The organism is Kribbella sp. NPDC051137 (assembly GCF_040682535.1).
GTDB classification, from domain to species: Bacteria; Actinomycetota; Actinomycetes; order Propionibacteriales; family Kribbellaceae; genus Kribbella; species Kribbella karoonensis.
Window position 1 is genome coordinate 571,711 of the sequence record NZ_JBFBBI010000001.1, and the last position, 13,830, is coordinate 585,540.

Below are 13,830 nucleotides of genomic sequence, written 5' to 3' on the forward strand. Positions count from 1 at the left end.
GTGCGGGAGAACCTTTACCGCATCACCATTCCTGTACGGATCAGGAGAGCGCGGCCCACGCCTGATGCGCGGCGCCGAGCAGGCCGGCGTTGTCCAGCTGGGCCGGCACCACGGTGAGGTCGGTGACGAACGGTAGTTGCGCCAGCCGCTTCACCCACGCCTGCACCGGGTCGAACAGCACCGGCCCGGCCTTCGCGACCCCGCCGCCGATCACGACCGTGGTCAGGTCCACGGTGACGGCCGTCGCCACGATCCCCGCGGCCAGCGCCTGCGCGCCGTCGTCGAACGCGCCCAGCGCGAGCTCGTCCCCGGCCGCGGCGTCGGCGGCCAGTACTTCGGCGTCCACGTCCTCGCCGGTCCGCCAGCCGCGACGCTGCGCGCGGGCGACCATCCGCGGACCGCTCGCGTACGCCTCGACACAGCCGAACGACCCGCACGCGCAGGACTCGCCGTCCTGGTCGACCACCACGTGGCCGACGTGGGCCGCGTTCCCGGACTGGCCGATCAGCGGCTTGCCGTCGACCACCAGCCCGCCGCCGACACCGGTCGACACCACGATGCCGAGCAAGGTCTTCGCGTCCCGCCCGGCGCCGTTCCAGTACTCGCCGAGCGCGAAGCAGTGCCCGTCCATGCCGAGGGTCACCGGTACGTCGCCGGTCACCGCGCGGACCCGGTCGACGAGCGGGAAGTTGCGCCAGCCGGGGATGTTCACCGGGGAGACGTGACCGTGCTGCTGGTCGAGGGGACCGGCCGAACCGACACCGACCGCGAGCGGTACCGCGTCGCCGCGGACCCGGTCGATCAGCTCACCGAGCGCGGCGAAGACCTGGTCGGCACCGCCGGACGGGGTCGGGATCCGGTCGCCGGTGAGAATCGTGCCGTCGGCGGACACCAAAGCGGCGGCCATCTTCGTGCCGCCGATGTCGATGCCCAGCACGGAATCCCGCGCCACCAACGTGTCGTCCCCAGTGTCGTCGCTCATCGTCCCCCCGGTCAGGGCGGTCAGGTCGAGAGACAACGTTATCTGTAGTCGGCCCGAACAGACAGGGGTGAAAACTGGTAATCATGGAAAACCCGCAGGGTGACGGCAGTTAACTGCCATGACAACGCCTGACAACGATGCCCCTCGGGGCGCCGACAGGCCCCTACTGGCGCCGGATACCGCGACTGCGAGAGGGTTGGGGAATGAGTGCTCAACTGGATCGGGACGCGGCCGGCGCGCTGGTCGTCGGCTTCACCGGGACGACGGCCCCCGACGAACTGCGGCGCGCGGTGGCCGGCGGCCTCGGTGCGGTCATCCTGTTCACCCGGAACGTCGCGGACGCCGAGCAGGTGGCGGCGCTGACCGCCGTACTGCGGTCCGAGCGGCCCGACCTGATCGTCGCGATCGACCACGAGGGCGGCGAGTTCAGCCACCTCGCGCCGGCGAACCCGTGGCCGCTGGCGTCCCCGCGGCTGCTCGGCGACCTGGACGACACCGAGCTGACCCGCGCCGCGGCCCGGGACGCGGCCGCGACCCTCGCGTCGCTCGGCATCGACCTGATGCTCGCGCCGTCGGTCGACGTGAACAGCAACCCGGCGAACCCGATCATCTCCACGCGGTCGTTCGGCCGTACGGCGGACGTCGTGTCGCGGCACGGTGTCGCGTTCGTCCAGGGTGTCCACGACGCCGGGATCGCCGCCTGCCCGAAGCACTTCCCGGGGCACGGTGACGTCGCGGTCGACTCGCACACCGACCTGCCGCGGGTGGACCGTTCGGCGGCGGAGGTGCAGGAGGTCGAGCTGGCACCGTTCCGGGCGACGATCGCGGCGGGGGCCGATGTCGTGATGAGCGCGCACATCATCTTCTCGGCGTACGACGACCGGCCCGCCACGCTGTCGCACCGGGTGCTCACCGGGTTGCTGCGGGAGGAGCTCGGGTTCACCGGGGTGATCACGACCGACGCTCTCGAGATGCAGGCGATCACCAAGAACCGCTCGATCGAGGATGCGGCGGTCGCGTCGATCGGCGCGGGTGCGGACCTGGCGATGATCGCGGTCGGCACGGCGGACACGCAGGCGCTGACTGCCCGCGTGGTCGAGGCCGTGCGTACCGGTGAGCTTCCGGCGGAGCGGGTGGCTGACGCCGCCGCGCGGGTTCGTACGCTCGCGGCGTCGCTCGGGCAGCGGAGCCGGCAGTCGGGTCTCGGCGGTGCCCCGATCCGGGAGGTGGCGGCGCGGGTGGTGGCCGGGCAGACGTTCCCGGCGCTCGGCGGGTCGCCGTACGTGGTGGATCTGACCCAGGGGTTGCACCCGGCGTGGAACCCCTATTTCTCCGGGCTTCCGGAGATCTTCACGCGGGTGGCGCCGGGCGCCGACGGTGTGGTGCTGCGCGGCGAGCACCATCTGACCGACAACGGCGAGCCTCAGGACGACGCGATCGCCCGCGCCGCGAAGGCCGCGCAGGGTCGCCCGCTGGTGATCGCCGTCCAGGACGCCGGCCGCACGCCGTGGATGCGCGCCGCCCTCACCCACCTCGTCGAGAGCCACCCCGACAACCTCTTCGTCCTCTGCACCGGCATACCCGAGGACCAGTCCCTGGTCCCACCAGGCGTCCCCTCAGCCACCACCTCCGGCCGCAACATGGTGGTGCTGGAGGCAATCGCCCGCCAGCTGACCCGCTGAGCTCCGCACCTCGACAGGAGGATCAGGTCGGGCGGCAGGTGAGTTCGAGGTCGAGGGCGTGCTGTTCGACGTAGTTGAGGGCGTGGCGGACCGCGCCGACCGAGACGATCGCGTCGCCGAGGGAGGAGACGGCGACGCGTGGGGGAGTGCTGGTGTGGTCGGTCAGCCGGCGTTCGACGTCGGGGAGTAGGGCGGCGGCTGCCTGGGCGACGGCGCCGCCGAGGACCACCAGCTCCGGGTTGAACAGCGTGCCGAGTATCGCGACCACCCGGGCGGTCCGTCCGGCGATGTCCTGAAGGATGCCCTGGGCAACCTTGTCGCCCTCGGCCGCGGCCCGGAACACCTGCTCGGCGGTCACCTCGCCGTCGACAGCCATGGAACGCAACGAGGTCCGTACGGCGGCATCCGCCACCGCCGCGGTCCCGTGTTCGCGGGCGATCCGGGCGATGCCGTGGGTATCGCCAACGCCTTCGACCAGCTTCAGGAACACCATCTCGCCGGCTCCGCCGCGACTCCCGTGCAGCAACCGCCCGGAGTCCATCAGCCCGGAACCGAACCGCTCGCCCGCCAGCAGTACGACGAGATCGTCGACGTTCCGGGCCTCGCCGCGCCAGTGCTCGCCGAGCGCCGCGAGGTTCGCGTCGTTCTCGAGCAGCACCGGCCAGCCGTGCAACTCGGTCAGCCGCTGCGACAACCCGGTGTCGAACCGCCGCCAGAACTCGTCCGCGACCAGGATGTTCCCGTCCCGGTCCACCGGTGCGGCGACCCCGGCACCCGCCGCCAGCACCTGAGCGTCCGACACCCCGGCGGACTCCAGCGCCTCGACGACGGTCTCGTGCACGATCCCGGTCCGCTCGCCGGGCGCCTTCACGCCGGCCGCCGACCGCCCGGCCTTGGCGACCGTCTCGCCGCGCAGGTCGGACACCAGCACCGTGGTCTTGGCCGCGCCGATGTCGATCCCGAGCACGTACCCGGCCCGGCCGTTGAACTCGAACCGCCGCGACGGCCGACCCACCGACGTCCGCCCCGGATCGAGCTCGACCACCCAGCCCATCGAGATCAGGTCGTTGCAGACGGCGTGCACGGTGGCCCGGGTGAGACCGGTGGCCTCTATCAGGCCGGTTCCTGTCATCACCCGTGCGCGGTTCAGCACGCCGAGTACCTTGCCCGCGTTCACCCGCCGCAGCATCGTCGGCGTGGCCGTGGGCGGGGTAGCCGGTGGTTTCGCCATGAAAGCCCCTTGACCTCGTCGTCGTACCGACCGCAGAATACATGCAGATTCTAAATTTAGAGCCTATATATAAACCCCGGGTTACCAACAGATTCCGAGTGAGGCGATCGTGACGAGTCCACATGCCACCGATCCCGACTGGTGGCGGCAAGCCGTCGTGTACCAGATCTATCCGCGCAGCTTCGCCGACTCCAACGGCGACGGCGTCGGGGACCTGCCCGGCATCATCAGTCGAGTCCCGTACCTGGTGGCGCTGGGCATCGACGCGGTCTGGCTGAGCCCGTTCTACCCGTCGGCGCTGGCCGACGGCGGGTACGACGTGGACGACTACCGCAACGTCGACCCGCGGCTCGGCACGCTGGCGGACTTCGACCAGCTGGTCGAGGCGCTGCACGCCGAGGGCATCAAGCTGATCGTGGACATCGTCCCGAACCACACGTCCGACCGGCACGAGTGGTTCGTCGAGGCGCTGAAAGCGGCCAAGGGGCACCCCGCCCGCGACCGGTACATCTTCCGCGACGGTGAGGGTGACCGGCCGCCGTCGGACTGGGACTCGGTGTTCGGCGGCTCGGCCTGGGCGCAGACCGACGACGGCCAGTGGTACCTGCACATGTTCGCGGCCGAGCAGCCCGACCTGAACTGGCAGCACCCCGAGGTACGGGCCGACTTCCTGGAGACCCTGAAGTTCTGGTCGGACCGGGGTGTCGACGGCTTCCGGGTCGACGTCGCGCACGCGCTGGTGAAGGACCTCACCGAGCCGTTCCCGGCGAAGGCCACGCTGCCCCGGCAGTCGGAGTCGAACGGCAAGCATCCGCTCTGGGACCAGGACGGCGTCCACGAGATCTACCGGGACTGGCGCAAGCTGCTGAACACCTACGACCCGCCGCGGTCCGCGGTCGCCGAGGCGTTCGTGCCGGCCGCCCGCCGGGCGCGGTACGCCAGCGCCGACGGGCTCGGGCAGGCGTTCAACTTCGACCTGCTGCAGGCCGACTTCGAGTACGACACGTTCCGCAAGGTGATCGAGGAGAACCTCGAGTTCGCCGAGCAGAACGGGTCGTCGTCGACGTGGGTGTTCTCGAACCACGACGTCGTCCGGCACGCCACCCGGTACGGCCTGCCGAAGAACCCGAAGGGCGGCTGGCAGGACGGCAAGGACTGGCTGCTCAGCAACGGCACCGAGCCGACCGTGGACGTCGCGCTCGGGCTGCGCCGGGCCCGGGCCGCGACGCTGCTGATGCTCGCGCTGCCCGGTTCGGCGTACCTCTACCAGGGTGAGGAGCTCGGTCTGCAGGAGGTCGGCGAGCTGCCGGCCGCGAACCTGCAGGACCCGGCGTACTTCCGGTCGAAGGGTGCCGAGAAGGGCCGCGACGGCTGCCGGGTGCCGATCCCGTGGACGGTCGACGGCCTCTCGTTCGGCTTCGGTACCGGCGGCTCGCACCTGGTGCAGCCGAAGTGGTTCGGGGCGTACTCCGTCGAGGCGCAGCAGGACGACGCGGAGTCGACGCTGAGCCTGTACCGCAAGGCGCTCGCGGTCCGCCGGGGGCTGCGGACGGGTAGTTCGCTGACCTGGGTCGACGGCAACGACGACGTACTGCACTTCGTCCGCTCCGGCGGCTGGCAGTGCGTGACGAACTTCGGCGCCGCGCCGGTCGAACTGCCGGACGCCGCGGTCGTGCTGTCCAGCGGCCCGCTCGAGGGCGACAAACTGCCGGGCGACACGACCGCCTGGCTCATCTAGACCCCCAGAACGCGCCCCGGTCGGCCGTCCCGAGACGGTCCTCCCCCTGTATGACCGGGGCGTTCCCGTCGGTGCGGGTGTCGTGGCGGATGCGGCGGGGCGGCCGCACCCCACGCCGTCGCTCGCACCGGCGGACATGGTCGTGGCGGGGACACCGGGCGGTTGCCCCCGTCACGATCCATGAACTGTCAGGATAAGCGTCGTGACGACGCTTGGGGATGTACTCGCGGTACTCGATCGGCTCTACAACCCTGCCTGGGCGGAGGAGTGGGACGCCGTCGGCCTGGTGACCGGCGATCCGGGCCAGGAGGTACGGCGGGTCCTGTTCGCGGTCGACCCGATGCGGGAAGTGGTCGACGAGGCGATCGAGGGCGGCTTCGACCTGCTGGTCACGCACCATCCGCTGTTGCTGCGCGGAGTGCACAGCGTCGCCGCGACCACGCCCAAGGGCCGGGTGGTCACCGACCTGATTCGCGCCGGTGTCGCTCTACACGTCTGCCACACGAACGCCGACAACGCGAACCCGGGGGTGAGCGACGCGCTGGCCGCCGCGATCGGGTTGCGCGACACCCGCCCGTTGAAGGCGATGCCGGCCGAGCCGATGGACAAGATCGTGGTGTTCGTCCCGGTCGCGGAGACACCGGCGATGCTCGACGCGCTCGCGGCGGCCGGGGCCGGCCGGATCGGCGACTACGAGCGGGCCGCGTGGAGCGGTACCGGCGAAGGAACGTTCCGGCCGCTGGAGGGCGCGAACCCGGCCATCGGCACCGTCGGCGACATCGAGGTCGTCCCGGAGAACCGGCTGGAGATGATCGCCCCGCGCCGCAGACGCCGCCAGGTCGTCGAGGCGCTGGTCGCCGCGCACTCCTACGAGGAGCCGGCGTACGACGTGTACGAACTGGCCGAGCTGCCGAGCGAGCGCGGCGGCGGGCGGGTCGGCGTACTGGCGGAACCGTTGCCGCTCGCGGACTTCGCGCGGCTGGTCGCCGAGAGTCTGCCGCGGACCGAGCACGGGGTCCGGGTCTCCGGCGACCTGGACCGGACGATCGAGACCGTCGCGGTCGTCGGGGGAGCGGGCGACTCGGAGTTCGGCCGGGTCCGCGCGGCCGGCGTGGACGCGTACCTGACCGCCGACCTGCGGCACCATCCGGCGACGGAGGCCCGGGCGTACGGCGAGCCCGCGCTGGTCGACGTCGCGCACTGGGCCAGCGAGTGGCCGTGGCTCGCGGACGCCGAACGCCTCCTGCTCGAAGGTCTCGCGGCCCGAGGCAGTACCGTGGACACTCACATCTCAACACTCTGCACGGACGCATGGACGCTGCGGATCTGAGTACGCCGCCAACGATCTAAGGAGCCGACTCTGAACGCCGAGCCCGCCGTCCAACGCCGGCTGCTGGACCTGCAGGATCTGGACCTGCAGCTCGACCAGGTCGCGCACAAGCGCGCGTCGTTGCCCGAGCACCAGGCGCTCAAGGACCTGGCCGCGGAGAAGTCCGTGGTGGACCGCGAGCTGGTCACCGCGGACACCGAGGTCAGCGACCTGCAGCGCGAGCAGAAGAAGGCCGACAGCGATGTCGAGCAGGTCCGCCAGCGCCGCGCGCGGAACCAGCAGCGACTGGACTCCGGCCAGGTCACCTCGCCGCGCGACCTGGAGAACCTGCAGCACGAGATCGGCTCGCTGGACCGCCGGATCTCGGACCTGGAGGACGCCGAGCTCGAGGTGATGGAGAAGCTCGAGGCCGCCGAGGTCGTGCAGGCCGAGCTGCGGACCCGGGCGGAGGCGTTCGCCGGACGGCAGTCCGAGCTGGAGACGTCGCGCGACGCCGCGATCAAGGAGCTGGACGAGCAGCGCGCGGGCGTCGCCGACAAGCGTGCCGTGGTGGTGGCCGAGCTGCCGGAAGCCCTGCTCGCGCAGTACCAGCGGCTCCGCGAGCACAACGGCGGCATCGGCGCCGCGCCGCTGGTCGGCAAGCGCTGCATGGGTTGCCGGATGGAGCTCGCCCCGTCCGACCTGAACGCGATCAGGGCCGCCGCTCCCGACGCCGTACTGCGGTGCGAGGAGTGCGGACGCATCCTGGTCAGGACGGCGGACAGCGCGGTATGACCTACAGCCACGTCATCGTCGAGGCGGACGGTGGATCGCGGGGGAACCCGGGGCCGGCGTCGTACGGCGCGCTTGTTCGGGACCCGGTGACCGGGAAGGTCATCGCCCAGCAGGGCAAGACGATCGGGATCGCCACCAACAACGTCGCGGAGTACTCGGGGCTGATCGCGGGCCTCGAGCTCGCCGCGGAGTACGCGCCGAACGCGTCCATCGAAGTACGGATGGACTCGAAGCTGGTCGTCGAGCAGATGGCCGGCCGGTGGAAGATCAAGCACCCGGACCTGCAGCCGCTGGCGATCAAGGCGCAGGGGCTGGCGCCGTTCGGGACCGAGTGGACGTGGGTGCCGCGGGCGAAGAACGCGGCCGCTGACGCGCTGGCGAACAACGCGCTCGACGGCGTGCCGATCCCGTTGCAGCCCGCGGACGCGACGGTGCCTGCCGCGCCGGCCGCACAGCCGTCGGAGCTCGGGAAGGCGCTGCGCGGCTGGGGTACCCAGGCCGAGCCGCCGACCCGGTTGATCTTCCTGCGGCACGGCGAGACGCCGCACACCGCGGAGAAGCGGTTCTCGGGCTCCGGCGGGGACGACCCGTCGCTGAGCGAGAACGGGCGGGCCCAGGCGGCCGCGGCGGCGACGTACCTGGCCCGGATCGGCGGGATCGACGCGATCGTGACGTCGCCGATGCGGCGGGCGCGGGAGACGGCGGCCGCGGTCGGTGCGGAGCTCGGGCTGGACGTCGTCGTGGACGAGGGGTGGGTCGAGTGCTCGTTCGGCGACTGGGACGGGCATACGTTCGCCGAGATCCAGGAGAAGTGGCCGGACGCGCTGAACGCGTGGCTGGAGTCGACGACGGTGGCGCCGCCCGGCGGCGAGTCGTTCGACGCGTGCGCCCGGCGGGCCCGAGTGGCCCGCGACGGACTGCTCGCGCGGCACCCCGGCAAGACGGTGCTCGTGGTCACCCACGTGACCCCGATCAAGCTGATGGTCCGCTCGGTGCTGCAGGCCCCGATGTCCTCGATCTTCCGGATGGAGCTCCGCCCCGCGACGATCACCGAGGCCCACTGGTACGCCGACGGCCTCGCGTCCCTCCGCTCCTTCAACCAGGATCCATCGCTAGTCTGACCCCATGCCGCTGCAGAGGGTTCGTTTCGCCGAGGATGTGCCGGAGGTCTTCCGGGCTTCGTTGCAGGACATCCGCCGGGAGCAGGAGGTGCCGGCGGAGTTTCCGCCGGAGGTGGCGGCGGCCGCGGTGCGGGCTGCCGGGAACGCCGTACTCCCGGAGCTGGACCGGACCGACCTCGGGTTCGTGACGATCGACCCGCCGGACTCGATGGACCTCGACCAAGCGCTGCACCTCGAGCGGACCGGCGACGGCTTCACGGTGTACTACGCGATCGCGGACGTGGCGGCGTACGTGCGGGCCGGCGACCCGATCGATACCGAGGCGCGGCGCCGCGGCGAGACCCTGTACGCGCCGGACAAGCGCACCCCGCTGCACCCGCCGGAGCTCTCCGAGGGTGCGGCGTCGCTGCTGCCGGAGCAGGTCCGTCCGGCGCTGCTCTGGACGGTCACCCTGGACGCGTCCGGCGAGATCACCGGTGTCACCTGCGAACGCGCCCGGGTCAAGTCGCGCGCGAAGCTCAACTACGCCGGCGTACAGCAGGAACTGGACGCGGGTACGGCGTCCGAGTCGCTGCAGCTGCTCCGCGAGGTCGGCAAGCTCCGCGAGCAGCGCGAACTCGACCGCGGCGGCGTGAACCTGCCGATCCCGGACCAGGAAGTCGTCACGTCCGACGGCGGCTGGGGACTCGAGTTCCGCGCGCCGCTCCCGGTCGAGAGCTGGAACGCGCAGATCTCGCTGCTCACCGGCATGGCCGCCGCGCAGCTGATGATGAAGGGCAGGATCGGCATCCTGCGCACGCTGCCCGAGTCGCACGACGACCTGCGCCGCAAGCTCGGCAACACCGCGAAGGCGCTCGGCATCGACTGGCCGGCGGACGTGTCGTACGCCGCGTTCATCCACGGCCTGGACCCGGCGACGCCCGCCCACGCCGCGATGCTGGCCGCCTGCACCGTGCTGTTCCGCGGCGCCGGCTACACGGCCTTCGACGGCAACGTGCCGGACAAGCCGCAGCACGCCGCGATGAAGGCGGAGTACGCGCACGTCACCGCGCCGTTGCGCCGGCTGGTGGACCGCTGGACCGGCGAGATCTGCGTCGCGCTCTCGGCCGGAACCGCCGTACCGGCCTGGGTCCGGGAGTCGATGGACGAGATCCCGAAGATCATGGACGACGCGGATCGCCGCGCGCACGCGTACGAGCGGTCGATCGTCAGCATGGTCGAGGCGGGCCTGGTCGCGGACCGCCTCGGCGCGACCTTCGACGGCGTGATCACCGACGTCGACGACAAGGACCCGAGCCGCGGCATCGTCGTGCTGACCGAGCCCGCGATCGAGGGCCGGGTCACCGGTACGGCGCTGCCGCTCGGCAAGCAGGTCCGCGTCAAGCTCGTCGAGGCCGACATCGCCAAGCGCACGGTCGCCTTCGAACTAGTCGGCTAGGTAGTCCTCGACCGCGGCGGTCGTGCGTTCCAGGTCACCGGTCGCCAGCAGGTCGATCAGCGCGCCGCGGAGGATCGCGAGTACGGCGGTACGCCGGGCCGCGGGCTGACCCGGTTCGCTGGCCTGGAGGAGCTCCAGCCAGTCGTCGACTGTCGAACGGGCGAAGTCGGCCCACGGGCCGTCAGGTGTGACCAGCGAACGGCCGTAGGCCTCGACCCAGAAGGTCATCAGCGGCCGGCGTTCCGGTGCGGCCAGCCAGGCCCAGAGCTCGCGGGCGACGACTTTCAGGCCGGGCGGGTCGTCGTACCGCTGCTCGGTGCGGCGGAGGAGGTCGAGCTGGTCGGCGCGGCCGCGGGCGAGCAGGGCCCGGATCAGGCCGTCCTTGCTGCCGAACAGGAAGAGCAGCACCCGCGGGCTGGAGCCGATCGCGCTCGCCAGCGGGCGCAGCGACAGGTCGGCCAGCCCGTGGGTGAGCGAGTAGGAGTACGCGCGCTCGAGCAGTTCTTGCTGTCGCGCTGATGGACCATCTTTTTGAGAAGGCACTGTCGTTGTGGTCGGCACAGAGCTAGTATTGCTCACTGAAACACTCGTGTCAGTAGATCGGGTAGGTTGATGACGAAAGTGATCCGGAAACTGGGGCAGCCGGGCGACCTCGGCTGGGTGGTGCAGGCGCACGCGGAGATCTATGCGGCGGAGTACGGCTGGGCGGCGGCGTACGAGACGCTGATCGCGCAGATCGTGGCGCAGTACGCCACCGACCACGACGACGAGCGCGAGGCCGCGTGGATCGCCGAGGTGGACGGCGAGCGGGCCGGCAGCATCTTCTGCGTGCGCGGGCCGGACGACGCGACGGCGCAGCTACGCCTGCTGCTCGTGACGCCGGCGGCGCGTGGACTGAAGCTCGGCGCGGAGTTGGTCGACACGTGCCTGGAGTTCGCACGATCGGCTGGGTACAAGCGGATGGTGCTGTGGACGAACGACCCGCTGGTCGCGGCCCGGCACATCTACCTGTCGCGGGGCTTCCGCCTGGTGAGCTCCGAAGTACACGAAATGTGGGGCGACCGGCTGACCGGGCAGACGTACGAACTCGACCTCTAGTTCTTGCAGGCCGGTGCGCCGGGGGCGGCAGTCTTGTAGATGACGTGGGAGAGGAACGTGCTCAGGTAGCCGCTCGTGACGGTCAGGGCGTGCCGCGGGGCGGCGGGCCCGAGCGGGAGGAACCGGCGGAGCGGGTAGGCCAGGTAGTACACGCCGTAGTCGGTGAAATTGAAGTGCCGGGTGTCGGGGACGGTCGCGCACCACGACGTACCGGTGCTTGCCTTCAGCAACGAGAGGGCGCGGTTCCGGTCGTTGTCGTTCTTGGCGTCCGGGCCGCAGACGCCGGTGATGCAGGAGTCGTCGGCGCCGAGCAGCAGCATCGGCGCCTTCACACCCTTCCGGACGACGTCCCCGAACTGGTACCCGTCCAGGTCGACGGCGGCGGTGCAGCGCTGGTCGAGCCGGCAGGCCTCCAGGGACGCGGCGCCGCCGAACGAGTGCCCGACGTACGCCGGTCCGACCGCGGACTCGACCGAGTTCGGCAGCGTCTTCACGACCATGCCGGCGGCGAATCGGGCGTCCGCGGCCCAGACGCTGACGAGATGGTCGCCGGCCTGCTGTGCGCCCTCGTTGTTGTCGCCGAGGTTCGGCGGGTTCGCGGCCGGCTTGCTGGTCACGGGTTCGCCGCCGAGGACGGTCAGGTTCGCGCTGTACGTCGGCGTGACGCCCGCGACCAGGTACCCGTGGCTGGCGAGATCCTCGGCGAGCGCGGCGTACATCGGCGCCGACAGGCCCATGCCCGGCATCAGTACGACGACCGGGAACTTGCCCGGCGCGATCGCGACCCGGTCCAGGGCCCGGTCCTGCAAGGTGTCGAACGGCCCCTCGAAGACCGCGACCGGCGCCTTGAGGTGCATCCCGCTCCACTCGTCGGGCGCGTACTGCGTGTGCTGCCCGGTCGTGCCCTTCGCCACCGGGTACCACAGCCACACCGCCAACCGCCGCGGCCCGTCCGCGAACGGATCACGCCGCGGGCTGTCGGTCCACTCGTACGTCCGCCGCCCGACCTGGAACCCCCCACTCGGCTCCGGCAGCGACACCGGCTCCGACCGCTGCACCAACACCCATCCCACATACCCGGCCCCGCCCAACAGCACGACCAGCAGCAGAATCACGACCCCAGTACGAACCCGCCTCCGCATACCCCCACCATCTCATCGCACCGGCCGACATCCGGTCGCCCGTCCGCCGAGTCGTGAGATTCGGCGCCGAAACTTGACCCAATCGCACGACTCGCCGAACCGGCTCAGGACCGAACGCCACGACTCGGCGGGAGACCAGGCCCGGCCGGCAGCCCGCAGGCGCCGGCCACAGCGAAGATCCGCCCCCTACCGGTCGGTGAGACGGCGTGCGCCCGCTCCGGCCCGGCGTAGCCACCGCCGAGCACGATGACGGCGCCGACCTCACCGACGGACCGTCCGTCACCATCCAGCACGACGAGCGACGAACCGCGCTCAGCCACCGCGCAACCTGGTGGCCAGGCGACCTCCACAAGGTGATCGCCCGACAGGACACCCAGGTAGTTCGAGGCATCGTCGACGACGAGCGTTCCCTCGAGGCGTGCCGCCAGGTTCTTGGCCGGGCGTTGCTGGAGCGTCAGGTGGGGCAGTTCCACGGTTCGATGGTACGGCGATGTCGAAGTGGGAGAGGTGGGTCCGACGTCTCGGGTGTTCTGTTCGGTTCTAGGAGGTTTGTGATGAGTTTGCCGGAGGTTGTCGGCCGGGACGAGTGGGTCGCGGCGCGGCGGGAGTTGCTGGCTGCGGAGAAGGCGTTCACGAAGGAGCGGGACGCGCTGAACGCCCGGCGGCGGGAGTTGCCGATGGTGTTGGTGGACACGCCGTACGTGTTCACCGGAGCCGACGGGCCGGTCAAGCTGGTGGAGCTGTTCGAAGGGCGGCACCAGCTGGTCGTGTACCACATCATGTACCCGCCGGAGTGGGACAACGCCTGCCCGAGCTGCACCGGGTTCGTGGACGACATCGGCTCGCAGCGCGCGCTGAACGAGACCGACACGACGTTCGCACTGATCTCCCGCGGCCCGTACGAGAAGCTCGCCGCCTACAAGGCCGACCGCGGTTGGGTCCACCCCTGGTACTCGTCGGCCGGGACGACCTTCAACTACGACTACCACGTCACCCTGGACGACTCGGTGGTGCCGTTCGAGTACAACTACCGCTCGAAGGCCGAGTGGGACGAGCGCCCGAACGCCGACTTCATCCAGCAGGAGCAGCCGTTCGACCTGCACGGCCTCAGCTGCTTCCTCCGCGTCGGCGACGACGTCTACCACACCTACTCGACGTACGGCCGCGGCCCCGACGCGATGACCTTCTCCGTCAACGCCCTCGACCTGACCGCCCTCGGCCGCCAGGAACCCTGGGAAAAGCCCGCCGGCCGCGCCGTACCACCCACGACCGACGACCACTGCCACTGACAGAC

The 13,830-nt window shown here is 71.0% G+C and carries 13 protein-coding genes; 8 read left to right on the top strand and 5 right to left on the bottom strand.

All coding sequences use genetic code 11. The features are described 5' to 3' along the window. Nucleotides 1-40: 40 nt before the first annotated feature. Entirely contained in the window at nt 41-982 is a 942-nt protein-coding gene (locus AB0M51_RS02730; protein WP_344197938.1) for an ROK family protein, read from the bottom strand. 203 nt (nt 983-1,185) lie between these two features. Between AB0M51_RS02730 and nagZ the strand changes: the two genes are divergently transcribed. Continuing rightward, nucleotides 1,186-2,664, top strand: coding sequence for a beta-N-acetylhexosaminidase (nagZ, locus tag AB0M51_RS02735; protein ID WP_344197940.1), 1,479 nt, complete (start codon nt 1,186-1,188; stop codon nt 2,662-2,664). 22 nt (nt 2,665-2,686) lie between these two features. Here the strand turns inward: nagZ and AB0M51_RS02740 are convergent, their stop codons facing one another. Next, nucleotides 2,687-3,895 carry an ROK family transcriptional regulator gene (locus AB0M51_RS02740; RefSeq protein ID WP_344197942.1) on the bottom strand — a complete coding sequence of 403 codons (1,209 nt, stop codon included), beginning with the start codon at nt 3,893-3,895 and terminating at the stop codon, nt 2,687-2,689. 109 nt (nt 3,896-4,004) lie between these two features. Between AB0M51_RS02740 and AB0M51_RS02745 the strand changes: the two genes are divergently transcribed. From AB0M51_RS02745 to AB0M51_RS02765, 5 genes are all read left to right on the top strand, one after another. Further along, nucleotides 4,005-5,633, top strand: a complete 1,629-nt coding sequence (locus AB0M51_RS02745) for an alpha-amylase family glycosyl hydrolase (RefSeq protein WP_344197944.1) — start codon at nt 4,005-4,007, stop codon at nt 5,631-5,633. Nucleotides 5,634-5,835: 202 nt separating this feature from the next. Then, on the top strand, nt 5,836-6,963 hold the full coding sequence (locus tag AB0M51_RS02750; RefSeq protein WP_344197946.1) for a Nif3-like dinuclear metal center hexameric protein: 1,128 nt from the start codon (nt 5,836-5,838) through the stop codon (nt 6,961-6,963). 120 nt (nt 6,964-7,083) lie between these two features. Continuing rightward, nucleotides 7,084-7,737 carry a C4-type zinc ribbon domain-containing protein gene (locus AB0M51_RS02755; RefSeq protein WP_344197948.1) on the top strand — a complete coding sequence of 218 codons (654 nt, stop codon included), beginning with the start codon at nt 7,084-7,086 and terminating at the stop codon, nt 7,735-7,737. Then, on the top strand, nt 7,734-8,858 hold the full coding sequence (locus AB0M51_RS02760) for a bifunctional RNase H/acid phosphatase (RefSeq protein WP_363747811.1): 1,125 nt from the start codon (nt 7,734-7,736) through the stop codon (nt 8,856-8,858). The genes AB0M51_RS02755 and AB0M51_RS02760 overlap by 4 nt, the downstream gene beginning before the upstream one ends. 4 nt (nt 8,859-8,862) lie before the next feature. After that, nucleotides 8,863-10,296: an RNB domain-containing ribonuclease gene (locus AB0M51_RS02765; protein WP_344197952.1), complete on the top strand. Its 1,434-nt coding sequence runs from the start codon at nt 8,863-8,865 to the stop codon at nt 10,294-10,296. On the opposite strand, the gene AB0M51_RS02770 is transcribed toward AB0M51_RS02765, so the two are convergent. Next, entirely contained in the window at nt 10,285-10,839 is a 555-nt protein-coding gene (locus tag AB0M51_RS02770) for a TetR/AcrR family transcriptional regulator (protein ID WP_344197954.1), read from the bottom strand. The genes AB0M51_RS02765 and AB0M51_RS02770 overlap by 12 nt on opposite strands. Before the next feature lie 69 nt (nt 10,840-10,908). Here AB0M51_RS02770 and AB0M51_RS02775 point away from each other — a divergent pair, with 69 nt between their 5' ends. Continuing rightward, on the top strand, nt 10,909-11,394 hold the full coding sequence (locus AB0M51_RS02775) for a GNAT family N-acetyltransferase (RefSeq protein WP_344197957.1): 486 nt from the start codon (nt 10,909-10,911) through the stop codon (nt 11,392-11,394). On the opposite strand, the gene AB0M51_RS02780 is transcribed toward AB0M51_RS02775, so the two are convergent. After that, a complete protein-coding gene (locus AB0M51_RS02780) occupies nt 11,391-12,536 on the bottom strand; it encodes a hypothetical protein (protein WP_344197960.1) in 1,146 nt (381 codons plus the stop codon). The two genes, AB0M51_RS02775 and AB0M51_RS02780, sit on opposite strands and share 4 nt — an antisense overlap. Nucleotides 12,537-12,640: 104 nt before the next feature. After that, nucleotides 12,641-13,009, bottom strand: a complete 369-nt coding sequence (locus tag AB0M51_RS02785) for a hypothetical protein (RefSeq protein ID WP_344197962.1) — start codon at nt 13,007-13,009, stop codon at nt 12,641-12,643. A gap of 81 nt (nt 13,010-13,090) precedes the next feature. Here AB0M51_RS02785 and AB0M51_RS02790 point away from each other — a divergent pair, with 81 nt between their 5' ends. Next, nucleotides 13,091-13,825, top strand: coding sequence for a DUF899 domain-containing protein (locus AB0M51_RS02790; protein WP_344197964.1), 735 nt, complete (start codon nt 13,091-13,093; stop codon nt 13,823-13,825). Nucleotides 13,826-13,830: the final 5 nt, after the last annotated feature.

What these genes read in the sequence shown, in the direction of transcription:
- AB0M51_RS02730 (WP_344197938.1), bottom strand. Translation starts at nt 982, where the DNA reads ATGAGCGACGACACTGGGGACGACACGTTGGTGGCGCGGGATTCCGTG.
- AB0M51_RS02765 (WP_344197952.1), top strand. Translation starts at nt 8,863, where the DNA reads ATGCCGCTGCAGAGGGTTCGTTTCGCCGAGGATGTGCCGGAGGTCTTC.
- AB0M51_RS02740 (WP_344197942.1), bottom strand. Translation starts at nt 3,895, where the DNA reads ATGGCGAAACCACCGGCTACCCCGCCCACGGCCACGCCGACGATGCTG.
- AB0M51_RS02760 (WP_363747811.1), top strand. Translation starts at nt 7,734, where the DNA reads ATGACCTACAGCCACGTCATCGTCGAGGCGGACGGTGGATCGCGGGGG.
- AB0M51_RS02775 (WP_344197957.1), top strand. Translation starts at nt 10,909, where the DNA reads ATGACGAAAGTGATCCGGAAACTGGGGCAGCCGGGCGACCTCGGCTGG.
- AB0M51_RS02790 (WP_344197964.1), top strand. Translation starts at nt 13,091, where the DNA reads ATGAGTTTGCCGGAGGTTGTCGGCCGGGACGAGTGGGTCGCGGCGCGG.
- AB0M51_RS02780 (WP_344197960.1), bottom strand. Translation starts at nt 12,536, where the DNA reads ATGCGGAGGCGGGTTCGTACTGGGGTCGTGATTCTGCTGCTGGTCGTG.
- nagZ (WP_344197940.1), top strand. Translation starts at nt 1,186, where the DNA reads ATGAGTGCTCAACTGGATCGGGACGCGGCCGGCGCGCTGGTCGTCGGC.